Source organism: Emticicia agri (assembly GCF_004168285.1).
In the GTDB taxonomy this organism is placed as follows: Bacteria; Bacteroidota; Bacteroidia; order Cytophagales; family Spirosomataceae; genus Emticicia; species Emticicia agri.
Genome location: NZ_SEWF01000003.1, coordinates 22963 through 48327, shown reverse-complemented (window position 1 = coordinate 48327; position 25365 = coordinate 22963). Strand labels below are relative to the sequence as shown.

Genomic DNA, 25365 nt, shown 5'->3' with positions numbered 1-25365 from the left:
GTTCAATTATTCATTTACAGTATCACCCTTCTCACCTCCAATAATAAATCATTCACAAATACATTATCAATTTCCTTCGGCAAGTCGCTCTTTGCAAACAAATCTTTCAGCTCTTCTATTTCTTCTTCTGCTCTTTGCATAAAGGCATTTAAGTCGATTTCGCCTCGCCTGATTTTTAATAACTCCTCTGTATTTGGACGTCTTACATGAATGGTTTTCTGAGTAGCTATTTCAATAGCCATGTCCAATAATCGGCGACAATGCAAAAGATTTTTGCCATCAATCTGTTGCTGATGATTGGCTATATCCACATAACGTTGTACATTCCTGTTTTTCAGCCACGTTTCATACTCCACATAATCTTTACAATGCGATGAATACCCTTCCTGATTAAAACACATAATACTCACTGGCTTTTCTCCTTTCGGCACAGAACTCAGTTTGACATCATTCCCTTTTTCTGACACAATACCTTTATATGCCAACTCTCCTGTGCTATCATAATACAAGGCATAGCAATTCTTAAAGTGCTTCAAAGCTACCAAACCACATTTCTCTGCCAACCAATGGTTTCTTTCCAGAAAGTATAGCAAAGGCATGGTTTTACCTTCTTCATAAACATAGCAAAAATCAAAAGGCGTTTTGCGTGTTATTTTGGTCTGTTCCCAGTTCATTTTCTTTTCCAGCCCCTTAGCTTTACTAATCTGGGCAATGGCATATCCACCAAAAGATTGTAAGCACTTTTGCGTTAAAAATTTATCACGGTTTTGTATAATCAAATCAAAAGCAGGATGCTTCTCAACAATACACTCTGGTGGCAAATACAACAACTCTAACATGGTGGGGTTGGCAGATTGAAGCAATTGCAAAAAACGTCGTACCTCGAAATAACATTCGTCTTTCGAGACTTCAATCTGCTCTTTATAATTAAATCCAATCAAATCCTCTACTGGTTGCGCATATACTCCTTTATAATCAATATCCGAATTAGCTGTATTCGTTCCGTATGCCTGACTTCCTACAATGGCTTTCAATAAGATTTTCATGTTTCTATAGGTGTTGCAAAAGGTTTTTCAAATTTTGGTCTGAGCATTTTCCAGATAATCTGGTCATAAGGTTTATCTTCCATCATTTTAAATAAAACAGCCGGATAGCTACAAGTCTGATAATAAAGCGCATTTTCCTTTCTGGTACCAAACATTTTAAATTCACTTTTAGCTTTTGCCTCAATAGCTTTAAAACTTTCAAATAATTGCTGTTCAGTCATTTTTACCCAATCATAAAACTCATCGGGTACACGGTCTAAAATCTCTCTTAAATCATTTCCCTCTTTTAAATGCTCCCAGATATTGACATTCGATACTCTGGTAATAATCTGATGAACACGTTGATATTCTTCAAATTTCACCTTTAGTCTCAAGCCGCTTTCAAACTTTATTACGTACCCCTCTCTATTGTTTTCTTCCAGTTTCTTTAACTGATACAAATCATTGATACCATCGTATAGTTTTACCACCTCAAAACCAATTTGCTGCAAAGCACATTCTTCTCCGGTTTTAGTATCAATCACACCCAATAAAACCAATGCTTTGGTATCTCCATAGTTTACTACAATGCGGTTTTCAGGATAGATAATCTCAAACAAATAGGTTTTAGTTTTATCTAAAAGCGGAATTGAAGTAGCATATTTTGTATGCAACAGCTGAGTAGCTACTTTAGCCTGGTCGCTATTAAATGAACCTCTGGTGGCAATATAAGGAATTTCACCAATCCAATACAATATTCCTAATGAACCATCCATTTTTTCATACACTTCAAAAGATTCTTGTGGAATCACCTGATTTGCTAGTTCTCCCCAGTTAAAGAATTTCCCGAATGGGCGAGCCACCACTTCATAGTCAGCATTCATGATTAAGCCTCTACACGCTAGCGTCCATTCATTCCATACTCTATCATATTGCGCTTTGGCCGAATAATTATAGATATACAAATCGGCATCATTATGCTTCTGTACATTGATATAATCGTTAGCAATTAATTCATGAAGTGCTTGAATATTCATTTTGTTTTTGTTTTACACTACAAAATAAAAATATCACTACGCAGTATATTTGCGTAGTTAAAGATAATTTTATTCTTTTGCCAAATATCTTTAAAATTTTTATGCCTGCTAACCGAAACGCTCTCGTTCGTTATAAAACTATTGATGCCTGTCTGAGAAATCGACAAAGAAAATGGACGTTGGAAGACCTTGTTGAAAAGGTTTCAGATACACTTTATGAATATGAGGGTATTGATAAGGGCATTAGTGTCAGAACTATACAAGCAGATATTCAGATGATGCGGAGTGACAAATTAGGGTACTTCGCTCCTATTGTAGTCATAGATAAAAAGTATTATACCTACGAAGACCCCAAATACAGCATCACTAACATTCCTATTTCAAACGCAGATTTAGGAAGAATGAATGAAGCCGTCGAACTCCTAAAGCAATTCAAAGGGTTTTCACATTTTAATCAGCTAAACGAAGTAGTGCAGAAATTAGAAGACCATGTTTATGCAGCGGCTCATAAGAAGCAATCAGTCATTAATTTTGAGAAAAATGAAAACCTGAAAGGATTATCTTACCTTGATTTGCTGTATCATGCTATCGTGCAGAAAAAAGCAATTAAATTGACCTATCAGTCATTTAAAGCGCATGAAGCCAATACGTTTACATTTCATGTCTGGTGGCTAAAAGAATTTAAAAACCGATGGTTTGCTGTAGGTGTTCGGGGTATTAAAAAATTTATTACTCACTTAGCGTTAGACCGGATTCAGTCTTTATGCCCTGATGAAAAAATAGATTATATCGAAAATGACCTATATGATTCTGAAACCTTTTATCAGGACGTAATAGGTGTAACTGTTTCTACTAATTTAAGGGCAGAAGAAATCACTTTATTTGTTGCAAAGGCCGATGCTCCTTATGTTGAAACCAAACCATTGCATCATTCTCAAAGAATTTTAGAAAAAAATGAAAATGGGATAATTATTCAGATTAAGGTACAGCTAAATTTTGAATTAGAAAGAGAAATTTTAGGTTTTGGAGACACCATGCAGGTAATTGCTCCTGAAGCATTTAAAAAGAGAATACACGCCCGAATTCACAAAAGTGTACAGAATTATGAAGCCAATCATTTAATTCAAAGCTAACGAATTTTGCCTTCTGATAAACTGCCGGATTTTCCACGAAACCGAGCTGCATAACTCATCTGTAATATTGTCAAACTGTGTCCATCTGGAGGGGGCAAATGATTCCGTACCAGAACTAACAGCTCCAGCAGGTAATGCTCTTGCATCTCCCGAAACTGTTACCCATTCATTCACCCAATTATCATCATCATAAAAACTATCTCTTAAAATAACTTCATCCTGCTTGTAGTCAATCACCTTAAACCAAACCCTGCCCTCAGCTTTTACACTCTTTACACATTTCACGATTTTACCCGACACTTTCTCATAGATGGGTTCTACTTTTACACTATCTATTTTTTTCTCTCCAACCTTAATATCTTTACTGAATGATTCTTCTGAACAATTCCGGTTTTCAAAACCTACATTCAGGTATTCATACCCAAAACTAATTATATAATCGGGTTTTATATGATTCTCAGTAGCTTCCTCCGGGCTAAAAAACTGATAAAATGGTTTTGCTTCTCTGGCAACTGGTAGGCTTCTTAATAAATCTCGCTCAATTTCCTGCACATAAGATTTATCATATTTGTAATCTCCCTCTAATACTATTCTTACAGTACCCACTTCCACAGATTCATTAATCAATGAATCAATATCTGTTCGCTTAGGCGATAATTTCTTGGCTTTCATAAAGCTATAATACGCTTTCTGGGCATTAGGTTTTGTATTTAAACCTAATGCCAGTAGCCCCGCCTCTACCCTATTATCAGTTGCATTTTCTAACGCCTCCAGTTGCTCTGTTTCATAATATACAGGAGTAACCTTATTCAAACAAACTACACAGTCCCGAATCCTCGAAGCCATTTCATTTAAAATCCTGTAATTATCATGAACTTTCTCCCAATAAAATGCCTGTTTAATTTGTTTTAGATTTTCTATTTCAATCAATAGTTTATCTTTCTGCTCTTTGTAAGCCAGTTGAAGTCTTTCATTAAATTTATCATTGGAAGGTTTTCGCTCTACTTTTCTGGCATAATTATACACCTCTTTATGGGTATTTGAATGCCAGTTTCTCGAAGAACAGGCTACTAAAAGTGATAATAAGACAAGAAGTGTGAAAAGCTTTTTCATGATACAGGTTTTACTATCAATAAGATAGATTTTAAACCTGAAAAGTTTAAAATCTATCCGAATAATTCGCTAAAAACTTCTTCTAACTTACTGGCGGCAAAAATTTCAATTTTATAATTCTTCGTATTCAGCCCTTTTAGGTTATACTTTGAAATAAAGATCTTCTTAAAACCTAACTTTTCAGCTTCTGAAATCCGGTTTTCAATTCTGTTTACAGCTCTTACTTCGCCCCCTAAGCCTACTTCTGCGGCAAAGCAATACAGATGAGGGATACTTATATCCTCAAAAGAAGAAACAATTGAAGTACAAACGGCTAAATCAATAGCAGGGTCTTCTACTTTTAGCCCCCCGGCAATATTCAGGAACACATCTTGCGTACCAAGTCTGAAACCGCCTCGTTTTTCGAGAACTGCCAATAGCATCTGTGTGCGTCGGCTATCAAAACCATTGCTTGTCCGTTGGGGAGTTCCATAAGTAGCTGTACTTACCAACGACTGTATCTCTATTAATAAAGGTCTGTTACCCTCTAACATCCCAGCAATCGTAATCCCACTTAAATCTTCCTCTCTTTGCGAAATCAGAATTTCTGAGGGATTACTCACTTGTCTGAGTCCATCGCTCTGCATTTCGTAAATACCTAATTCAGAAGTACTCCCAAAGCGATTTTTAGTAGTACGCAGTATCCGGTAGGTCATGTGGCGGTCTCCCTCAAACTGCAACACAGTATCAACCATGTGTTCTAAAACTTTAGGTCCTGCCAAAGAACCGTCTTTAGTAATATGTCCAATCATAATAACCGGAATATCAGACTCCTTAGAAAACTTCATCAGTTCGGCAGTACATTCTTTCACCTGAGACACACTGCCTGCACCAGACTCAATTAATGGAGAAACCAGGGTCTGAATAGAGTCAATAATCACAATATCAGGCTCTGTTAATTCTATTTGCCTGAAAATATTGTCAGTAGCTGTTTCATTCAGAATAAAACAACGTTCGTTTGAGAAGCTCATACGTTCGGCACGCATCTTTATCTGTTGCTCACTCTCTTCGCCTGATACATATAAAACAGTATAATCTTTCAGGCTCAAGGCAATCTGCAACATCAAAGTAGACTTCCCAATGCCGGGTTCTCCGCCAATTAATACCAATGAACCGGGTACTATGCCACTACCTAAAACTCTGTTCAACTCCCCATCATCAGTAATGATTCTATACCTTTCATGTTTCGAAATCTCTGTGAGGGTTTTAGGTTTATTAGCTACCTTGGGCGTGCCTGATGAAGTAAATTTCCAGTTGCCTTTTTCGGGTTCGTCTTTGCTGACTACCTCTTCTACCATTGTATTCCATTCTGCACATGAAGGGCAGCGTCCTAACCATTTAGGCGAATTATATCCACAATTCTGACAGAAATAAGCTGTTTTAACTTTAGCCATTGAATAATTTTTTAAGAATTAAAAAGTGTATGCGGATACATCAGTAAAATATAAGTTCAGCTTATCATAAAGATAACAAATAAAATGATAACAATCAAGCCTGAAAAACTGTTAATGTTTCGTTAATCAAATACGATTTGGAGGTTTATATACGTTAATTCCATAAATCAGAAAGCAACACAATAGCAGCTATGAATTGACGTGTACCCTCAAAAGTCGTTACTAATCTTTTAACAAAAAACATCATGAAAAAAATCACAATTTTTAGTCTTTTTGCGTTGCTATGCTCTTTCTCAATTTCCTTTGCACAATCAGGTTTAGGCATCAAAGGAGGTGTCAATTTCAACAAAGTTTATACTGATGCGGGTTCTTTGAACAATAATATCAAAGAAAGTTTAGATACACAAACAGGCTATGTTTTTGGTGTTTTTGGTCGCATTGGTAATAAAGTTTATTTACAGCCTGAAGTACTCTTTGCGCAAAGAGGTGGCACAATTGAAACTACCCAATACGGTAAGGTAAAATTCAAATACAGCAATATTGATGTGCCTGTATTAGTGGGTGTAAGAGTGCTTAAATTTATCCGCATTATGGGTGGCCCGGTAGCTACTTTCAAATTGAACGAAGACCAGAAATTAGGCGAATCTATCAAAAGCTATACGTCAGGTAGTTTTGACGATGCCATGAAACAAGCCACCTTCGGTTATCAGATAGGCGTAGGTGTAAAGATATTAGGCTTTGACATAGATTTAAGAAAAGAAGGCAGTTTATCCGAAATTTCACAATTAAATCTGCAAGGCAATTCACAATTCAGCCAGAAAGCCAGCGGATGGCAAATTACACTGGCTTTGAAAATCATATAAGATATTACAGAAATGTAACTGTTGGTTAACCCGAGAAAGCTTCTCCTTTTGGAGAGGCTTTTCTTTTATCGGGCTGCCAGAGTTTTTATATCACTCACTTCCAGTATAGGTTTTTCATATCCTTTTGTTACCGATTTTATCATGGCTATTCCTATTTCCTTCAACTTTACTACGGCATTAGGAGCAAAAAGTTTAATTACCGGAAAAAGCCAGCTTAAATATTTATAATAGGGTAAAACGTTCTTAAGCCCTTTGGTTGCTTCAATAGCTCCCGGTCGGAAATTATATACTTGCTTAAAAGGCAGTTTCATTAAATCGTTTTCGGTCTTGCCTTTTACCCTCGCCCACATCAATCTTCCAGCCTCAGTACTGTCAGTACTTGCCCCTGAAACATAACAGAAAGTCATATCTGTATTATATTTAGCAAGTGTATGAGCCACATGAAGAGTTAATGTATAAGTGAGTTTATAATACTCATCTTCTTTCATACCTACCGACGACACCCCTAAGCAAAAGAAGCAAGCATTATAGCCTTTCAATTGTGCTTCAATCGGTGAAAAATCCTGAAAATCTTTATGCACAATTTCTTTTAGTTTCGGGTGCGTCACACCTGAAGATTTTCTGTTGATAATTAATACCTCCTCTACATCTTCATGTAGTAGGCATTCGTGCAATACGCCCTCTCCTACCATACCCGTTGCACCTGTTACGATGGCTCTTATTTTTGTAGCTAATGACTTACTCATACAAAATTTCTTTAAAGTGTAACAACAGTTGATAAACACCGAAATAACGAATTACATTCCAGACCAAATAATCTTTTATTTCATATTACGAATTACTGATTTTTTGGATTTTACTAAAAAAAAATTTTCTTTTTTGGCAAATATTCGGTATTTTATTATGTTTTTTAAGAAAAAACCAATACCTTTGCACCAAATAAAATTTTGCACTTCAAAATAATTATAAACAATGAGTATTAACAAACTCGATCCAATTGACCATAAACTTCTGGAAATACTCCAGAGTAATGGAAAGATTACCAACGCACAGCTTTCAAAAGAAATTGGTTTGTCTCCCGCCCCCACGCTCGAACGAGTAAAAAAATTAGAATTATCCGGTATCATCAAAAGTTATCATGCCCAGATAGATAGAGAGAAAGTTGGCTTAGGTGTCATGACCTTCGTACAGGTTTCTTTGTCAGGCCACAGAAAATCAATTACCGATGCTTTTGTTGAGAAAATTTTACGAGTTCCTGAAATCATAGAGTGTCATCACGTAACAGGCTCATGCGATTTCTTATTGAAAGTAATTGCCAAAGATATAAATTCGTATCAGAAATTGATTATGGAAACTATCAACGAAATAGAAGAAGTTGCCAATACACAGACAATGGTAATTCTCTCAAGTTTCAAAGATAGTCAGGTACTACCAGTACCTTGAAAATAGCCAGAATCAAATGAAAAAAGCCTTTTTCTCGTATGAGAAAAAGGCTTTTTTCATATAGCTAACATTATTACATTTTGGTAATTTTCCTGATTACTTTCAGTGAAGAAGTTTTTAAGCTTAGTACATAAGTCCCTGCCGGAACATCATTAAGCGGAATAACCTCTCGCTTGTCAATAGTGATTGTTTTACTCAATACTTTCTTACCATTCAAATCAAGTAAATGAATCTGAGTTTTTATCAGTTTTTCAGTTTGATTCTCAATAATTAAATCCCCATAGGTCGGGTTCGGGAAAATAGTAAAAACTTTATTGCTTTCCTCCTCTACTGATAATGGAGCTAATATCGAAACCTTTGCATCATTGGCACTTATCGAACCATTTCCGCAAACATTCTTCAGATTTTCTAAGGTATAAGTAATCGGCGCCGTTGGCCTTACTTTAATAATTACTTCGCTGTCATAAGTTGTAGTTTCAGGCAATTGGCTCAATTGGTAGGTATAAGGCGGAGTACCTGTAAACCGGAGCGTGAGAGGCACCAATGTATCAAAAGGAATATTCTTTCCGCCAATAAACCCTCCTTTTGCAGGCTTATTCAATCGAAAACTTTTACTTGGGCGCTCATCAAAAAAATCTACTTCAGGTCTTACCCTTACTCTATAGTTTCCTTCTGCTAAACTATCAGGTAAAGTAAACTGCATAGGACTTTGAGCAGATTCAGACAATAGCAAAGGTTTATTAAAAGAGCCGGAGGCATCAGAGAGTTCTAAAGAATATTTCCACTTCCTCAAATCCGTATGCTGCACATTAAAAGTTACTTTCAGTGCTTTGTTGGTACAGACACTTACTGTATCGTTAAAATCAGTACTGATAATAGGCTGAGGGGTAACTGTGATAAAAAAATCATCTTCTAAAAAACCTAAAGAGTCTTTTACTATTATCTTCTCCTGTTTTAAAGCCTGATACTCTATTTCCTCATTTTTGATGTCTCCATTAGACCACACATGGCTTCCTCTCCATGATGAATTCAGATGAATTTTAGACCCGAATTCTACATGCAAGTCTTCTCTTTTGTTCACATTTTTAAAAACAGAAAAATGGTCCCGCTCCACATTATCGGCACAAATCCATTTACCGTCCAATCGATTCCCATTCACTGTTAATAATAAAGACCCACCTATGGATATATTAGAATAAATAGACGATGGGTGAACCTCATGTGAGCCATTCCAGTCTAATCGGCCTGCTGAACCAACTGTACAATAGATGGTACCATCATTTTTATTGATAAACGGGCTTGAGCCGAGGTCTCTGTCATAGCGACCATTTACTTTTTGTACTACATACGAATCCTTATTAAATGACATAGAATGCCCTGTATGGTTTTTCATCAGATACGAGCGTTCGTAAATATGACTATGTCCTGTCAGTACCAAGTCAACCTTATATTGGTCAAACAAGGGTACAAGGTTTTCTCTGATGTATTGTAGTTCAGGCTCGGCATCAGAATCATGCGAACGTTTAGTATAAGGCGGATGATGAAACATGACTATCGTCCACATAGCTTTATTGGTAGCTAAATCCTGCTTTAACCACTGGTATTGAGGGCTTTGTGGCTCATAGACTCTCTTCCCATTATCAAAACCGTCAGAATCAAGTGCTATGATATGAACGTTACCGTAATCATACGAGTAATAAGCCTTCGTGTTAGACGCTATTCCGCCCATTTCGCCTTTAGTCGGCACGCTTATAATATCAAAATAAGGAATTTTCCTATCTACTCTGCCTGTAGGGCTGGCAAAGTATTCATGATTACCCGGAACGGGGAAAAAGGCAGTGTTACCAAAAATACCTGACCCATAAAAATCAAATACCTGAGTTTGGTACTCTGCATCAGTGCCACAGCAATAGGCATTATCACCCAACCACAGCCATAAATCTGTAAAGTCAGGGCGATTCTTCAGGTAGCTTTCCCTGATGCCTTTTTGGGTTTCCATATAAATCTTGGTCGATTCATCGCCAAAATCTCCCATAGCCCAGATATGAACCGGACGAGTACTACCTTTAGGTGGGCCTGTAACAAAATAAAAATCTTTACCTTTGGCTAATATTTTTGCAGCAGTACCAACCGAATAATGATAACGGGTATCTGCAGATAAATTACTTAACTGAACAATGTGTTCAGTTGTAATTTTATCATCTGCAACACTAATAGTCTGAGTAGAATCTTTCTGATAAAACTTAACAATACTTTCAGTAGCAATATCTGTACGCCATCTGATAATTACGCCACTATTACTAAGTTGTTGCAGATAAGGTCCTCTGATGATATTTTGTGCTTGAAGTGATAGGACGGATACAAAAAAAAGGAGAAATGTTAGTATATACTTTTGGGCTTTTTTCAAGACAATCTATTTTTTTTCAAAAATACACCCATCAGTTAAAACATCTCTCCTTTTTATGATTTATTTCTTCTTGACTGGTTTCATCAACCCTTTCACCTCATCTATCTTCTTCTTGGCTTCTTTGTAGGTTTCTGACTTTTTCTCTGCATTATCGGCTACAATAGTAAAGTACTGAATAGCTTTCGGATACTCTTTCTCAGTAATCGCCATTTTACCTAATGCCATATTGGCTCCTAAGAAATAACCCGAATCTTTAGCCTTACTCTGTACAGCAAAATCAATCGTTTTCTGATAATACTCTTTCGCTTTAGGTATATCGTTTCTGTAATTCATACTGATGTACCCCAGAATATACGCCGCATAACGCCCGGCGGTAGCTTCATAACCCGGTTTACCCGAATTAACATTACTAAGCAATTCTTGCGCTAAAGTTTCTGCTTCATCTGATTTTCCCAATACAAAAGCTGTACGGGCAGCGTAGCGATGGAAAAAAGAATTATTCGGGTACATACTGTGCATTTGCGATGCCGTATAGTAGGCTTTCTGATGCTGATTTTCCATCGAATATATCTGCATCAAAAAGTATTTGGCCTCCATACGCGTATAAAAAGCATTTTGTGCTACATACTCTAATTGCTTGATTCCTTCATTTTTTGCTCCTTTTCTGAAAAATACAAGCATAGGCTTCAAAGAAGGATAATTCTCAGGAATCCATTTGGAATAATAATTATATAACCCATCTCCCATTGCTAATTCAGGACTAAAATCACCAAAACCTCTACATTTTTCGAGGTATTTCATGGCTTGCTTACTCGCCCAGGCAGCTTTAATCCAGTTTTCTCTCTCTGAGTGTAAACGTCCTTTAACAGCATAGGCAGCCGACATAAAAAATGCAGCTTCTTTGTCTTCACTGTCATCGTCTAACATATCGTCGGCCATATCAATGGCTTTGTCCATATTATAAAAACAAGCATCATCATATTGCTCGTTTTTACTATCAGGCAAAATTTTCCACCATTCATTGAGCCCAATTAAAAAATAGCCTATTGGGTGCTCAGGATACTTTACTGTCAACCATTTAAAATCACGTTCGGCGGCATCATAATTAAAGTTATACATATTATTAATGGCCTGCGTAGTTTCTATCTGAATGGCACGATTGGCTAACAATACTTCATGATGCTTTTTCTTGGTACTACCACCAAACCACGAAAACTGCGCCTGTGCTACCTGCGTCAGCATCAACAAAATAATACAGCTATATTTTAATTTCATTTCTACCAATTTTTTCTGAATAACGTATAGAATAAAAATAAAATTGCAAAACTTAAAATTTTCTTAAAATTATTTTTCTACTGCAAATTTACTAAATTGCAACTGATATCCGGACATTCTTTTGTTTGTCAAAAATTAAACATGAAACAAATCAAAGACAAAAACTTCATTCCTTTCATTGAATCACCAACGCTTCAGGCACGTGTACGGGAACTCGGACAACAATTAAACAAAGATTACAGCGGAAAAAATCCCTTATTGATTGGTGTGTTGAATGGTTCATTTATGTTTATCGGCGACCTGTTTAAGTCTATAGAAATAGAATGTGAAGTAACATTTATCAGAGTAGCCTCTTACCATAATACTGAGTCAACCGGACAAGTAAAGCAGATTTTAGGTTTAAAAGAAGATATAAAAAACAGGCATATAATTATTGTTGAAGATATTGTGGATACTGGTATGACCATGCAAGAAGTATTAGGCCAGTTAGCCTCTCAAAAACCCGCTTCTATCAAAATCCTGACGTTGTTGTATAAACCTGAAGCGCTGAAAGTGCCTTTGAAAGTAGATTATATCGGCTTTGAAATAGAAACAAAGTTTGTAGTAGGATATGGACTGGATTATGATGGAATGGGTAGAAACCTTGATGCCATTTATGTTTTAAAGCAAGAATCCTGATTAAGGACTTTTGGCTAAATCAACCCGACAACTCTAAAACTAAGGTTTTTTGTTTCTCAACACTTTCACCTCTTCTTCCTTTATAGCATCAGATGAATTACCAAAATTCGACCTGATATAAGTCAGCACATCGGCTACCTGTTTATCGGTCAGAAAACTATGCGCGGCCATTACCCGGTTGTAGCTTTCACCATTTACTTCAATCTCCTCATCCAGACCCTCTAATATTACCTTTATCAGCCGATTCCTGTCTCCATTCACCCAGTCAGATTTTCTTAATGGAGGATTCAGGTTAGGCACACCTGTGCCATCTTCCTGATGGCAAGCTAAACAATACTGTGTGTAAATTCCTTTTCCATCAGTTACTTTTGGTGTTTGAGCAAAGGCAAAAAAGGCATTTAAAATTAAAAAAAGTATTATGTTTTTTTTCATGAATCTATAAAAAGCAAAACCTCACAGGCATAGAGTTTGTAAGGTTTTGCTTAAAAATATTATTTATTATACATAACTCTCCACACTTTTCCTTTAACAGAATCGGTGATATAGAGCGTGCCATCAGAACCTTCGGCTAATCCCATCGGGCGAGCCTTTGCATCACCCGGGCTTTTAATTTCCGGACCACCAGCAAAGTCTTCTGCAAAAACTTCATACGGGCCAGACGGAAGTCCATTTTTAAAAGGAACAAAGGCAACAAAATACCCTGCCTGATTTAAAGGGGCACGATTCCACGAACCATGAAAACAAATAAATGCCCCATTTTTATATTTGGCCGGAAACTGATTACCATGATAAAACAATACATCATTTGGTGCCCAATGGCCAGGAAATGCCATAATAGGCTTTTTGGCTTTAGCATAAGTTTTCTTACCATCGCCACCGTATTCCGGCCCTAACATCATTTGTTTTTTATCTTGGTCATAATAGCTATAAGGCCAACCAAAATCGTCGTTCTTCTTTATTAACAAAAACTCCTCTGCAGGTAATTCTGCCCCTTTTTCTGCCGAAAACATTTCAGGATAATGCTGAAACAACATATCACGGCCGTGTTGCAGAGCATACAAGGTTTTACTGTTGGTATCCCAGTCAAGTGCCACAGCATTACGGATGCCGGTAGCAAAACGGATACCATTCTCTTGTTTCTGTTTTAGTTTATCTGCGTCAAATTGCCAGATACCTCCGTTTTTTTCAAGCAACGGGCAGGGCATCATACCCGGAGAACCCTTTTGGCGGTCTTTTTCCTGACATACGTTTGAAGGTGCCCCGATAGTTACATAAATATGCCCGCTTTCATCAAACGTAAAAGGCTTTGACTCATGTTGTTTTAAGTCAGGTAGTCCGGTAATAACCGTTTCCGGATTTTTCTTATCAATTACATTTCCATTAGCATCCAGTTTATAACGAAACACCTCCGAATTTGAAGAGGCATATAAATAGCCATTATAAATATCTATCCCCGTACCGCCAAAATTACCAAAATACTCTGTTTCGTCAGCTTTCCCGTCACTATTAGTATCTTTCAGTACTGTAATGCCTTTTTCATCTTTGGCGTTACTATTCTTAATATAAATTGTACCATTGGGTAATACCTTAATATGGCGTGCTTTACCTGTAGCTTCAGCTACTACCACTGCACCAAAGCCGGAAGCTAACTTAATACCTCCATTATCATTATCTGGTCTGATTTTAGTGTTTTTGGGGTCATCATTAACGTTTTTTTCGACAGATGCACTTGTAAGCAGAAACCAACCAAATGCAAGGCTCAAGGGTAAGATTATTTTCTTCATTGGTCTATAACCTCCTATAGTTTGTGCTGTCTCTACACATAGGAAGGGTCGTTTAAAGGTTTTTCATGCCCTGAGACTGGTAAAGACATGACGAGTTGAATCATTGAATGGCTAAGTAATAACACGTAAAAATAAAGATTTGTTACGGTTTAACTACCAGAACAACCTGATTTTTGTCGGCCTTTACTATTTTCTTTCTGAAGTCTACCCATTCGTTATACATAGCAGCGGAATGCCGTCCTTTAAACATACTCACCTCACGATTATAAATAATCATATCATCTTTCATCTCAACTTTTGCCGAATATTTCCCAAATTTTGTTTCAATTTTTATGGGTTCTGGCAGGTATTCTGCAGTGTAACCCTTTGGAACCTTAAACGAGATATTATCAATATCTAAATAATTTCCATCCAATTCCAGTTCTGTTTTCCTGTTTGCATTGGCTACAGGCAACTTATGATGTTGATTCAGTATATTGGGAGTAATAAACAGACGTGTGCCGCTTTTATTAGCTATATTTCTTAAATGCAGGTTCAGTTTTTCTTCTACCGACGGCAGTTTTTCTTTTTTTTCATTCAACGAAAAACTGATAATTTCTACACTTGGCAGGCTTAGGTTTTTGTATAACCATTTTTTCTGGTCATCGCTACTTAAAGAATTGGCTACCTGTGCATAAATCTCCTGTTGCAAACCCGTGTATTCAGTTTTTATATCTGCCACTGCCTCTCCATTATCTTTTATTTCAATAGTAGCATTCCTTAAAAGTTGATTATCACTATGTTTATAAGTAGGTGTTCTTATCAGTTTACCACCGTTTTCAGTAACTAAAACCACATTTCTGTCTCCTGTAAAACTTCCTAAATAGCCAAATGGGTTATCCTGACTCGTACACTCCAGCCATAGCGTGTCTTTAGGCATAGGTACACATAAAATCACATGATTAAACTGAAACGACGGAAAATCTGCCTGAATTTCAGATTTCCCCTCTCCCGCTCTTACTAAAGCCATATACGATGGAATTCCCAGTTCCTTCAACATGGCCTTGGTAAAATTAGTTAATGCTTTACAGTCTCCATATCCCTTGGATGCTACATCTGTCGCTTTCATCGATTGCCAACCACCTATTCCTAACTGAATGCTTACATAACGTGTGTTAGCCTGCAGGTACTCATATATTTTTTTTGTCTTACTACTCATATCTGCCTCATTCTTCACCAGGTCTTTCAATTTAGCCGTCAGTTCAGCAGGTAATTTATCCCTGTCAGCATTCAATGCCCCGTAAAACTTTCCTATATCGTTCCATGAATTGACGTTGCCTTTGTAATCGTCTATTTTGAAATCTGTTGGGGCTGTGTAAACCGTTGGCATAGTTTCATCAAAACTTGGGCTATTGCTTTCTCTCTCAACTGCTTTCAGATTGTTGATTCGCCAACTATACGTATTTCTACTGTCTTCTGTTGCGATCGTAACTTTGGCAGGCATGTTCTGCTCCTTATATCTCAAGTCAAGCTCTTTTGGCATTGAGACCCTAAAAGATGCTTTTTCTATGGCTGTAAACTCTGCCCTATCTGTTATAAGCCTCCAGGTCGGATAAAACATCATGTTTCGCTCGGTATATTGATACGAATAGTCTATGGTGTAAGGATATAAATTATGGGACAATGTGGCAACCTTTGCATAGCTGTCTTCAATCGAATTTTCTCCCGATGAGGTACTGAAGCTCTCAATATCATCTTTTTTTAATTTCTTAATCTGTTTGCCATTAGCATCATAAATACGTGCTTCAATATTATTTACTTTCGTAAACTTATTATAGAAAATCACAATATTGGCATGGTCTTTTCCTTTCTCGTCGAGTATAGTGATGGTGGCGTTAACTTTCATGACAGCTTCGCCAATATCACGCACATAAAATTCAGTATCATGGTTTCTTATTACTGCATGAGCCTTTTCTTTCAGTTCTGCCGGAATTGTAGTGGCAGAAAAATCCTGTGCAATTGTCTGAAAGTTTATCAATAGCAAAATCAAATATCTCATCTTACAATCAGTTTTTCTTTAATACAATCTGTTCGTTATGCTTTGCTATCATTTTATCAAAAAATTCCTGTAAAAATGGATATTCACCTGCAAAATATAATGACTTACGAAACTGAATTCGACTGGTTACAGTCAGTTTATTATCATTGATTGCAACGAGGTAAGTAAACTTACCTGAACTTTCAGGCAAATTCAGAGAAATATTTTTTGGTATTTCAACCACTGAGTAACCTTTGGGCAATTCATAAGTGGCCATAAAAGTTTCTTCTATCGGAAAAGCAAAATCAATCGGATACAATCGCTCTTTAGCTTTCAATAGATTTTCCGTTTGCCCTTCAGAAAGCATAGGTTTCAGATAAAGCATATTACCTGCCTTCGTTACGTAATCGCTTAAAGTTACCTGATACTGTGCCTCCATTGGTGCTTCTAATTCGGTAGTATTCACATAGTCCGCCTTTTCAATAGTCCACGTAGCATTATCTTTTCTGGCTTCTTCCAGATATTTTTCATAGCCTTTCTCCTTAAATTCTTTTTTTGCGCTCAATGCACCATAGCCAGCATACGACTTTAAAATGCTCCCTTTCAGTTCTCCCTCTTCATCAAGTACCAGGCTTGCCTTTTTAAACTCCACGTCTTTTTCTACCGGAATAATTGTTACAAATCTTCCTTTAGTTGGATGTACTAACCAGCCACTTCCATTCAGGCAATCCATCGGGAGCATCCCTAATCTCAGGTATTCATCAGTCGCATCTAAAAGTAAATCTTTTCCGTTTCTTTCAATATGTGCCACTACATAGTTGAATCTTTTCATCAAAGCATATTGCTCATGAATTTTACCATGCCCCCGCGTACTCAGTATCACAGGGTTAGCATCAAAGCCTATTTCTCTTAATAAGGCTACCAATAGCAAATTAATATCTCCTGCATCGCCCTTGTGTGTCTCCAATACTTTCTTCAGGTTATTAGCATATAACCCATAGCTTTCATTCCACTTTACATTTTTCCGAACAAACTCGCAAGCCGCTTTCAGGCGTGCAGTAGAATCACTATGTTTACTTTTAATCTCTTTAGCAGCATCTTCTAAAAATCCTGTTCGTTTAAGTTGCCCCCCAAACGATTGATTTTCAAGCATAGTTTTATTAAGTGCTGTGTAATCCAGTGAAAAATCCTTAACTAATACATTTGGCCACACCACACTTGCCAGTTCAAAATCAATTTTTGAAATATAATCTCCTGCACTGGTAATAAAAGCCTCCTTTCTGAAAGCAGGCGCATCTTTTACTATGAACCTCTGGAAAAGGCCGTTAGTTTCGTAAGAGCCAAGTGACAAATTGACCGGTTCTACCTCATTCCCGCTAAGTTGAAGGTAGCCTGACATCAAAAGCCGATAGGTAAAGTAAGAAGGGATTGAAATTTCATAAACACTCCATTTCACAGGGCGTTCTCCCTGGAAAGTCCAGGTCGATGGGTTGTTTGATAAAGAGAACGGCGTATCAATAGTATAAGTATAATCTATCACCGAGCCTTCTTTTACATTGGGTAAGGTGATTTTCACATTCTGCACATCGCCAACTATTTTTTCTAAGAAAATAGATTCCTTATTCAGTTTTTCTTTCTTTACTTCCCCATTTTCAAGATTAAAGGTAAATCCTTTAATATCTGAAATCAACTGGTCTTTTTCATAACCAAATTTCAGCAATTGCATAGAAATGGTTCCTAAATCTAAAGCCGATTTCTTCAGGATTTTTTTTCGGCCATGATACACAAAATGTGTATAAATCATACCTCCTTTGGCTTCAAAGGTTGTTTGCCCGTAGTCATACAATACAATAGCATCGGCAGTAGAATCTGACTCATAAGATTTCATCTCCAGGTCAGCCATATTAAACTCTCCGAATTTGATTTTGGGTAAAGCTATTTTTTGGGCATAAAGCAGGTTAGTACAGCATACAAGCCATAGCAAGAGTACAGTTTTTTTCATAAAAGATAGTGCAAAAAAAGTTAGTCAATAGCAAAGAACAAATATCAAAAAATTATTCTATCATAGCAGAATATTAGTTACTATTTTTTAGTCAATGCCTAATAAATTATCTATTTACTATCAAAAATAGAGCCAAAACACTATAAATTAAAAAAAGAAGGCCATTTCTCAATTCCTGAAAAATGACCTCCTTTTAAAATAGAATCATTAAATTAGTTAATAACAGCTTTTATTACCACAGGTTGGTGGTCTGATGGATACCGTTGGTCTTTGGCATCTGTCAATACACCGTATTTCAAAACATTGATTCTTTTATCTGTAAAAATATAATCAATTCTGTTTTTCATGGGTGCATCAAACTTAAAGGCATTAAAGGTACCCTCGGGGCCATAAGGCGGCATAGCACTTACATTATGCGCATCATTCAGAATAGTCTGTATTTCTTTTACTTGCTCTGTATCAGGCAAAGAGTTTAAATCTCCCACACATATCACGGGTGCATCATTAGCTATTTCTTGTATCTTTTTTACCATTAGTTTTCCAGACTGGCGACGTGCTTCAACGCCCTGATGGTCAAAATGTACACTAAAGAAATAAAAATCTTTTTTGGTTTTAAGGTCTTTGAATTTAGCCCACGAACATATCCTGTTACAACAGGTTGCATCCCAGCCTTTACCGGGTTTTTCTGGTGTTTCACTCAACCAGAAATTCCCAGACTTTAATACTTTAAATCTATCCTTTCTATAAAAAATAGCCGAGTGTTCGCCGGCCTCCTTGCCGTCATCACGCCCCGCTCCTAAAAAAGCAAACTCGTTTAATTCGGCAATATCGTTTAATTGCCCACGCAAGCCCTCCTGTGTTCCAAAAATATCAAATCCATGATAGCTCACAAGTGCTTTTACAAATTCTTTACGATTAGGCCAGGCGTTCACACCATCATTAGCTGTATTATAGCGTAGGTTGTAAGTAGCTACAGTAATGGGTGTTCCTTTCTGAGAAAAAACTGTGGAGACTGACATGACGCCACAAAGCATAAGAATAAAACTTAATTTCATGTAATTGGTGCAGGTTTTATAGGTTGAAAATTGAATCACGATGCAGTAATTGGCTTTACCTTATCTATCGCAAAGTAAATCATAGATTCGCAATTCTTATAAAAAACTACCATTAATTTACTGTCTGCATTTTTAACAATTTGGTAAAGATAAAAGGGCTGGCAACGCTATTTACCAACCCCTATCTGACTAAACTGTATACCTATACAAAACCATTAATTTTTCCCGACATTCAATTTTACTGTATCAGCATTAACGCCTGTAAAAACACCTAATCCATTAATTATACTTGAAGGCGGCGTACTCAGGTTCTGGGTCGTTGTTCCACTTGACTGATACAAAGCCGAATAATCAGGATTGATTCGGTACAATATCACATCATAATTTCCGAAATACTCCAAACTTTGCGGCTGAATATTATTGTGTGTTCCTAAAAGTGGCTCATTGGTAAATCTGAATCTGAAAGTCGGAAACTCAGAACCTGTGGGCGGAATAATAATCTGTTGTGGTTCTGTTTCTGTATTCTCCACAGCAATAAAATGATAAACATTGTCAGGGTTACTCCACGATAATTCAACAGGCGTATTATCGCTCCCTCCAAAACCTCCACCGGGGAAACCGCCGCTTGATAAATCTATCTGGGTTCGGTATATCTGATTTGTGCTAATGGTAAAATCTAAGGGTTTTTCAGGAATTTCTGTTTCGGCACTTACTATCCTGCCTTTGTATTCAAATTCCATTTTATATTTCAAAGGTGCGCCCTCTATCAGTTCAGTATTGTCTGAAACATATACGCCATCTCCCATTGATTTTAAGTTAAAAACTTTTCCATTACTGCCTGTAATCTTTATATTCAGTCCATCAATAGGTTCTGAAATGCCCTCTGATGTCTCAGCATAAGGTATTTCAGTGAAAACTTTCATACTTACCGGATGACCCGGTGCCAGATAAGCCTCTACTATGGGTTTCTCTCCGGGATTGATGACATCATTGGTATCCGTACAACTAATGATACAGTTTATAATTAATAAAATAAACAGAATACTATATATCTTTTTCATTGTCTTGTTAGCTTATTTAAGTTTCCACGAGAGGGTTACATTAGGTGTAAATCCGAGATAATTGACATTGGTAGTTTGCAAAACTGTCAGGTCTTCATCAGTAATTACCTGAAATCTCTTATACCACACATTGGTATGATTATATAAATTGAAAACAGAAAAACCTATGTTAAATTTGGGACTGAAATTATAAGTAGCAGAGACATCAAGGCGATGGTAAGCCGGGAAACGATTGGCATTTTTGTCAGACGGATTGGTAAAATTTCTAACTGTACCATCCAGCAGCGTAACCTGATAGGCACCCAAAATGGAAGTGTAAGGGCGACCACTTGAATAAATCCAGGTAGCTGCAAAATCCCATTTCTTGTATTTATAAGAACCAATTATTTTAAACTGATGCCTCACATCCTGGTCTGAATAATAAGGTTTATCTGAAAAAGCAGCAATACTTCGTTTGGCCTCAGCCAGAGTATAGCCTATCCAGCCGTTAAAATTTCCGAATTTCTTTTGCACTAAAATATCAACGCCATTGATAGTTTCATCACCATTAAAAAAGGTCTCACTGGCGGCTAACATCCGGTTTAGCTGTGGAACAAAGCGCAGGGTATATTCAGTAATATCTGTACTTTTTTTCTGATAAAACTCTACATCAAACAAATAATCTGCCGTTTCATAGCTTCCCCCTAAAATCAGGTGTTTAGAACGTGTAACCGGAAGTGTAGAAGAATTGGATAAAACCCAGAAATTCCGGTTTCCTTGTGAAATGTCTTCACGGTTAATTTGTTTCACAAACTGATAATAAATACCTGCTGCTCCTTTCAGTTTAAGTTTTGAGGTAACATTAAAATTTCCGGAAATTCTTGGTTCAAAGTATACTTTTTGGGTTACGTCAAAATACGTCATTCTGATACCAGGATTAATGTGCAGTTTGCCATCAAATAATCTGATTTGGTCTTGCACATAAGCCGTGTATAAACTTCCGGTATCATTTCTATCCAGAACCTTAATTGTATCATTCTGACTATAAGTATATTTAATAGTATTCCTGGCGGCTTGCAAGCCAAAATCAAACTGATTATTTAGAATAGGCTTCCATTCAAAATCTATTTTAGCTGTAACATCGCTTAAACTATTATCTTCAATTTGTCCTATTCTTACGTCTGTATCCACACTATCTCTGGTTATAGTCATTAAGCGGCTATTATCACGATTACTGTAATAATTTGAGTAGCTTATCAGTGCATTGCTATAAAATTTCTCATTCCACTGTCTCGACCATTTCAGACTACCTCCTAAATTACCCCAGTTAGAAATATCATTGGTAGCCGTATTAAACCCTCTGCCACTAAAACCACCGCCTCCTCTTGGAGGGCCAAAACCTGTCAGACTCGAACTGCTCGAATTATCCATATTATCGGTGCCATTATAAAGGCTTAGTGAAAGAATATCATTTTTGGTAGGTCTGAAAGTGAGTTTAGAATTCAAATCGTAGAAGTACGAACTGGCAACCTGTTCTTGTCCAAACGAGCCGAATGGATTACGACCTGTGCCACCGGGTAAGTTACCACCTGTCTGTGTATTCTGAGTAGTATTTTCAGTGGTAAATCTTTCAAATAGTTTTTTATACAAAGGGCCTTTCCACGAACGACGGGCAGCTAATAAAAATGTCCATTTATCGCCTATCGGTGTTTCTATATAGCCATTGGCACTTAATAAACTTACATCGGCGCCTGCATTAAATTCTTTCTTGTTTCCCTCTTTTCCGGTTATTTCAGCTACTGCCGAAATTCTTCCGCCAAACTTTGCGTCAAACCCACCTTTATACAACTGAATGTCTTTGATGGCATTGTAATTAAAAGCTGAAAAAAAGCCAAATAAATGGTCAACATGATATACGGTAAAACCATCGTACAAAACCAGTGTCTGGTCAGGCGTACCCCCTCTTACATATAAGCCGGAAGACGATTCGTTAGAGGCACTTACGCCCGGCATTAACTGAAAAGCTCTGAATGGGTCTCTTTCACCTACATTGGGCAAACGGGCAATATTGCGTGGTGTCATCTTAATCATACCTACCACTTCATTTGCTTTCAGTACCTCAGTCTTCTTTTCCGTTACGGTTACTTCTTCCAATACTCCGGTAGCGGGGTCAATTTCAATTTTCAAGTCCTCCATATTCAATCTTGGATGTAAATGAAAAAGCCTCGTAACAAATCCAACATAGCTTACTTCAAGCGTAACTGTATCTGAAGGTACTTTTAGTAAAGTAAAATACCCATCAACATTAGTCTGGCTACCCGATTTGGAGTTTTTTATGGTTACAGTAGCAAAAGGCAGGTTTTCGCCGTTGGTGGCATCAACCACTCTACCAGTTAGTGTAAAATCGCTTTTAGTAGGTTGCCCCTCAAATTTAGTATCGGCTATCGTTTCTATTTTTTTATTCTTACCTACTATATGTATCACATCGTTTTCATCCATATAAAACTTCAAAGGCATTTTTTTGAAGATGACTTTCAGACCTTCCTGAAAAGTCTCATTGGCAAACCAATAGGTAATGTTATAAGGTTTTAGCTCAGTCTTGTCATAAATAAGTTTGATAGGATATTTTTTTTCCATATCAGCCAAAACATTAGCTAACGGGATATTATTAAAGAATTCATCCTTTATCAATGGGTTATTTACGGTAGTTTTTTTAGAATTCTGTGCATAGGTTTTTCCGGCAAGGCAAATCCATAACACAATCAATGAAAAGTAGGATAGTCTTTTTCGCATACAGGCATTTTAAATGGTTTATCGTCAAGGACGCAACCACTCTGATTTCAGATGCCTGCCTTTTGCAGAGTGTAGAGATTTAAAAGATTTGTGTAGATTATATAAGCCGGTTTGCTTAAACCTGTTGGTATTTTGCTCTGAATGTGTCTAAAAAACTTCTGCCTATCGGAATCTCCTGTTGAGCAATCAATAATTTGGTCTTTTGAAAAGAGGTAATTTTATTTAAAGCAACAATATACGATTGATGCACCCGACAAAATTGAGTATTCATCAATTTACTATCTATTGCTTTTAGATTCATACGGGTTAATATAGGCTTTGGATTATTTTTAATGAATATTTTTACATAGTCTTTCAGTCCTTCAATATATAAAATATCATCATAAAATAGTTTTATCTGCTTGTATTCAGAGTGAATAAAGAAGAATAAACGTTCATCAAGCACTTCTGGCAATTCATCTTTTACTTTTAGCAAATGCAATTCAAATGCACGGTTTGCAGCTCTTAAAAAACGCTCAAACGGTACAGGTTTCAATAAGTAGTCCAAAACATTCAGATCATATCCTTCAAGTGCATACTGTTCGTAGGCTGTCGTAAAAATCACCATAGGTGATAGTTCAAGTCTTTTTAACAATTGAATGCCAGTAAGCGTGGGCATCTGAATATCAAGAAAAATCAAATCAACCGCATTTTCTTTCAGAAACAGCTCGGCATCTAAAGCATTTGAAAATACATTAATTAACTCAAGGAATGGCACTTTTCGAATATCATCTACTATGATTTGCAACGCAAAGGGTTCATCGTCAATGGCTATACACCTGATTTTTTCTTTATTGAGCTGGTTCAGCATCTGAGAGAAGTATGGTTAAATCAATACTAAAATACCCTTCTATATTCACAATATTTAATTCATGCCTGGCCGGATAATGTAGCATTAAACGCTTTTCTACATTCTGAATACCAATACCTGAATCTTCAATATCTGAGGGAAAACTATTATCAAAGACGGGATTCTTCACAAATAGGTTGAGTTTATTAGCATTAACTTTCAGAATAATTTCTATAAGGCTTTCATGTTGGCTGTGCAAACCGTATTTAAAAGCATTTTCTACAAATGGAATAAACAGTAATGGCTCAATACTCCAGTTTTTAATAGCTCCCTCATATATGAACCTTACTTCATTTTTTTCAGAAAGCCTCATTTTCTGCAATTCAATATAGTTCTGCAAATAATTGATTTCCTGTTCCAACGATACTCTGTCATGTCTGGCCTGATAAATCATATATCTGAGCAATTGAGACAATTTCACAACTGAATCTTCTGTTTCTTCAGATTTTTGTCTGGCCAACCAACGAATATTATTGAGCGTATTGAATAAAAAGTGCGGACTGATTTGTAATTTTAATACAGCTAATTCGGCAGCAGTTTTTTCTAAGGCCATTTGCTGTTTTTCTTCTTTATGAATACCGTGTTGTTTTATTAGGGCTACTAATGAACTGGCTAATATCACCAAAGAAAATGAGATAGTAGTTCTGAAAAAAAAAGGTAATGGAATAAAAAAAAATGTTGGCACTTCTCTACTCCTGAACTCTGGTATATCAGTTCTTGAAAATCTTTGAAAATCAGGTTTTACAAAAGTGTCGAAAGTAAATTTATTGAGTAGCAGCATTAATATAAATATACCTGCCAGATATAGAATAAAGGCTGTTGTGTCCTTCTTAATAAACAGGTTGGGTGTCAGAAAATTAAGATTAAAATAGAAGATAGCTATCAGAACAACATCATTGATTACTTGTGAAATCAGAAATGATGGAAAATTAGCCTGACGAAAGGCATTGAAATTGCCGTTGGGAACTGTCAGAAAAGGCATGATTATAAAAACTATCCAACCAATAAGGTGGAGCCAGATAGAGTAGCGTTTCAGAAAATTCATTAAAGGGAGTTTAAGGTAATAAGTACCAAACCATAAATTGCTACAGATTGATATAGCTAAAACCGCAGAAACGTCAGTCTGTATATAATCTGTATAATTGTGTAGATAATCAGGCAGGATTGTTTTTAATAAAGATTTATAATTTTTATTGTTAACCTCTACACATTTACGTAAATTTTCTACACTTTGTTACCATTATAATGTATTCGTCGTCTTTGTGAATAAAAGAACCTTAAATACCACTAAAAAAATGGTTAGCTCTTGATTTTAGATACTAATTTACTCGGACAAACAAGGCTTTATTATTGCTATACATTAAACACTTATTACCCT

Annotated in this window: 20 protein-coding genes; 4 read left to right on the top strand and 16 right to left on the bottom strand. The window is 36.6% G+C overall.

Annotated elements, in window-relative coordinates; translation table 11 throughout:
• Window positions 1-14: 14 nt before the first annotated feature.
• Together EWM59_RS02415 and EWM59_RS02410 are read right to left on the bottom strand one after the other, a co-directional pair.
• Window positions 15-1046, bottom strand: a complete 1032-nt coding sequence (locus EWM59_RS02415; protein WP_130019360.1) for a DNA polymerase beta superfamily protein — start codon at window positions 1044-1046, stop codon at window positions 15-17.
• Window positions 1043-2062 (bottom strand): RNA ligase, encoded by a 1020-nt coding sequence (locus EWM59_RS02410; protein ID WP_130019359.1) that lies wholly within the window; start codon window positions 2060-2062, stop codon window positions 1043-1045. The genes EWM59_RS02415 and EWM59_RS02410 overlap by 4 nt, the downstream gene beginning before the upstream one ends.
• Before the next feature lie 101 nt (window positions 2063-2163).
• Between EWM59_RS02410 and EWM59_RS02405 the strand changes: the two genes are divergently transcribed.
• Entirely contained in the window at window positions 2164-3195 is a 1032-nt protein-coding gene (locus tag EWM59_RS02405; RefSeq protein ID WP_130019358.1) for a helix-turn-helix transcriptional regulator, read from the top strand.
• On the opposite strand, the gene EWM59_RS02400 is transcribed toward EWM59_RS02405, so the two are convergent.
• Both EWM59_RS02400 and radA read right to left on the bottom strand, forming a co-directional pair.
• Window positions 3181-4308, bottom strand: a complete 1128-nt coding sequence (locus EWM59_RS02400; RefSeq protein WP_130019357.1) for a hypothetical protein — start codon at window positions 4306-4308, stop codon at window positions 3181-3183. The genes EWM59_RS02405 and EWM59_RS02400 overlap by 15 nt on opposite strands.
• A 53-nt stretch (window positions 4309-4361) precedes the next feature.
• Complete coding sequence (gene radA, locus EWM59_RS02395) at window positions 4362-5741, bottom strand: DNA repair protein RadA (RefSeq protein WP_130019356.1); 1380 nt, start codon at window positions 5739-5741, stop codon at window positions 4362-4364.
• A gap of 245 nt (window positions 5742-5986) precedes the next feature.
• Between radA and EWM59_RS02390 the strand changes: the two genes are divergently transcribed.
• Window positions 5987-6604, top strand: coding sequence for a porin family protein (locus EWM59_RS02390; RefSeq protein ID WP_130019355.1), 618 nt, complete (start codon window positions 5987-5989; stop codon window positions 6602-6604).
• A gap of 65 nt (window positions 6605-6669) precedes the next feature.
• Here the strand turns inward: EWM59_RS02390 and EWM59_RS02385 are convergent, their stop codons facing one another.
• The gene (locus EWM59_RS02385) at window positions 6670-7350 is read right to left on the bottom strand and encodes an NAD-dependent epimerase/dehydratase family protein (protein WP_130019354.1); all 681 of its coding nucleotides are present in this window, start codon (window positions 7348-7350) and stop codon (window positions 6670-6672) included.
• Between the two features lie 226 nt (window positions 7351-7576).
• On the opposite strand from EWM59_RS02385, the gene EWM59_RS02380 reads away from it, so the two are divergent.
• Complete coding sequence (locus EWM59_RS02380; protein WP_116984584.1) at window positions 7577-8047, top strand: Lrp/AsnC family transcriptional regulator; 471 nt, start codon at window positions 7577-7579, stop codon at window positions 8045-8047.
• 73 nt (window positions 8048-8120) lie between these two features.
• On the opposite strand, the gene EWM59_RS02375 is transcribed toward EWM59_RS02380, so the two are convergent.
• A complete protein-coding gene (locus EWM59_RS02375) occupies window positions 8121-10454 on the bottom strand; it encodes a metallophosphoesterase (protein ID WP_130019353.1) in 2334 nt (777 codons plus the stop codon).
• Between the two features lie 60 nt (window positions 10455-10514).
• On the bottom strand, window positions 10515-11729 hold the full coding sequence (locus EWM59_RS02370; RefSeq protein WP_130019352.1) for a tetratricopeptide repeat protein: 1215 nt from the start codon (window positions 11727-11729) through the stop codon (window positions 10515-10517).
• 141 nt (window positions 11730-11870) lie between these two features.
• Here EWM59_RS02370 and hpt point away from each other — a divergent pair, with 141 nt between their 5' ends.
• The gene (gene hpt / locus EWM59_RS02365; RefSeq protein ID WP_130019351.1) at window positions 11871-12407 is read left to right on the top strand and encodes a hypoxanthine phosphoribosyltransferase; all 537 of its coding nucleotides are present in this window, start codon (window positions 11871-11873) and stop codon (window positions 12405-12407) included.
• A 39-nt stretch (window positions 12408-12446) separates the two neighbouring features.
• Here the strand turns inward: hpt and EWM59_RS02360 are convergent, their stop codons facing one another.
• From EWM59_RS02360 to EWM59_RS02320, 9 genes are all read right to left on the bottom strand, one after another.
• Complete coding sequence (locus EWM59_RS02360; RefSeq protein WP_130019350.1) at window positions 12447-12839, bottom strand: c-type cytochrome; 393 nt, start codon at window positions 12837-12839, stop codon at window positions 12447-12449.
• Between the two features lie 59 nt (window positions 12840-12898).
• Window positions 12899-14191: a PQQ-dependent sugar dehydrogenase gene (locus EWM59_RS02355; protein WP_130019349.1), complete on the bottom strand. Its 1293-nt coding sequence runs from the start codon at window positions 14189-14191 to the stop codon at window positions 12899-12901.
• Between the two features lie 142 nt (window positions 14192-14333).
• The gene (locus EWM59_RS02350; RefSeq protein ID WP_130019348.1) at window positions 14334-16229 is read right to left on the bottom strand and encodes a DUF3857 domain-containing transglutaminase family protein; all 1896 of its coding nucleotides are present in this window, start codon (window positions 16227-16229) and stop codon (window positions 14334-14336) included.
• A gap of 7 nt (window positions 16230-16236) precedes the next feature.
• Entirely contained in the window at window positions 16237-18210 is a 1974-nt protein-coding gene (locus EWM59_RS02345) for a transglutaminase family protein (RefSeq protein WP_130019347.1), read from the bottom strand.
• A gap of 212 nt (window positions 18211-18422) precedes the next feature.
• Window positions 18423-19265 (bottom strand): endonuclease/exonuclease/phosphatase family protein, encoded by an 843-nt coding sequence (locus EWM59_RS02340; protein WP_130019346.1) that lies wholly within the window; start codon window positions 19263-19265, stop codon window positions 18423-18425.
• Window positions 19266-19480: 215 nt separating this feature from the next.
• A complete protein-coding gene (locus tag EWM59_RS02335; RefSeq protein ID WP_130019345.1) occupies window positions 19481-20326 on the bottom strand; it encodes a DUF4249 domain-containing protein in 846 nt (281 codons plus the stop codon).
• Between the two features lie 12 nt (window positions 20327-20338).
• Window positions 20339-23098 carry a TonB-dependent receptor domain-containing protein gene (locus tag EWM59_RS02330; RefSeq protein WP_130019344.1) on the bottom strand — a complete coding sequence of 920 codons (2760 nt, stop codon included), beginning with the start codon at window positions 23096-23098 and terminating at the stop codon, window positions 20339-20341.
• 115 nt (window positions 23099-23213) lie between these two features.
• A complete protein-coding gene (locus EWM59_RS02325; RefSeq protein WP_130019343.1) occupies window positions 23214-23948 on the bottom strand; it encodes a LytR/AlgR family response regulator transcription factor in 735 nt (244 codons plus the stop codon).
• Window positions 23929-25032: a sensor histidine kinase gene (locus tag EWM59_RS02320; protein WP_130019342.1), complete on the bottom strand. Its 1104-nt coding sequence runs from the start codon at window positions 25030-25032 to the stop codon at window positions 23929-23931. Before EWM59_RS02320 ends, EWM59_RS02325 begins: the two co-directional genes overlap by 20 nt.
• Between the last annotated feature and the right edge of the window lie 333 nt (window positions 25033-25365).

Coding starts and splice junctions, on each gene's coding strand:
- EWM59_RS02415 (WP_130019360.1), bottom strand. CDS start 1,046: ATGAAAATCTTATTGAAAGCCATTGTAGGAAGTCAGGCATACGGAACG.
- EWM59_RS02410 (WP_130019359.1), bottom strand. CDS start 2,062: ATGAATATTCAAGCACTTCATGAATTAATTGCTAACGATTATATCAAT.
- EWM59_RS02405 (WP_130019358.1), top strand. CDS start 2,164: ATGCCTGCTAACCGAAACGCTCTCGTTCGTTATAAAACTATTGATGCC.
- EWM59_RS02400 (WP_130019357.1), bottom strand. CDS start 4,308: ATGAAAAAGCTTTTCACACTTCTTGTCTTATTATCACTTTTAGTAGCC.
- radA (WP_130019356.1), bottom strand. CDS start 5,741: ATGGCTAAAGTTAAAACAGCTTATTTCTGTCAGAATTGTGGATATAAT.
- EWM59_RS02390 (WP_130019355.1), top strand. CDS start 5,987: ATGAAAAAAATCACAATTTTTAGTCTTTTTGCGTTGCTATGCTCTTTC.
- EWM59_RS02385 (WP_130019354.1), bottom strand. CDS start 7,350: ATGAGTAAGTCATTAGCTACAAAAATAAGAGCCATCGTAACAGGTGCA.
- EWM59_RS02380 (WP_116984584.1), top strand. CDS start 7,577: ATGAGTATTAACAAACTCGATCCAATTGACCATAAACTTCTGGAAATA.
- EWM59_RS02370 (WP_130019352.1), bottom strand. CDS start 11,729: ATGAAATTAAAATATAGCTGTATTATTTTGTTGATGCTGACGCAGGTA.
- hpt (WP_130019351.1), top strand. CDS start 11,871: ATGAAACAAATCAAAGACAAAAACTTCATTCCTTTCATTGAATCACCA.
- EWM59_RS02360 (WP_130019350.1), bottom strand. CDS start 12,839: ATGAAAAAAAACATAATACTTTTTTTAATTTTAAATGCCTTTTTTGCC.
- EWM59_RS02355 (WP_130019349.1), bottom strand. CDS start 14,191: ATGAAGAAAATAATCTTACCCTTGAGCCTTGCATTTGGTTGGTTTCTG.
- EWM59_RS02350 (WP_130019348.1), bottom strand. CDS start 16,229: ATGAGATATTTGATTTTGCTATTGATAAACTTTCAGACAATTGCACAG.
- EWM59_RS02345 (WP_130019347.1), bottom strand. CDS start 18,210: ATGAAAAAAACTGTACTCTTGCTATGGCTTGTATGCTGTACTAACCTG.
- EWM59_RS02340 (WP_130019346.1), bottom strand. CDS start 19,265: ATGAAATTAAGTTTTATTCTTATGCTTTGTGGCGTCATGTCAGTCTCC.
- EWM59_RS02335 (WP_130019345.1), bottom strand. CDS start 20,326: ATGAAAAAGATATATAGTATTCTGTTTATTTTATTAATTATAAACTGT.
- EWM59_RS02330 (WP_130019344.1), bottom strand. CDS start 23,098: ATGCGAAAAAGACTATCCTACTTTTCATTGATTGTGTTATGGATTTGC.
- EWM59_RS02325 (WP_130019343.1), bottom strand. CDS start 23,948: ATGCTGAACCAGCTCAATAAAGAAAAAATCAGGTGTATAGCCATTGAC.
- EWM59_RS02320 (WP_130019342.1), bottom strand. CDS start 25,032: ATGAATTTTCTGAAACGCTACTCTATCTGGCTCCACCTTATTGGTTGG.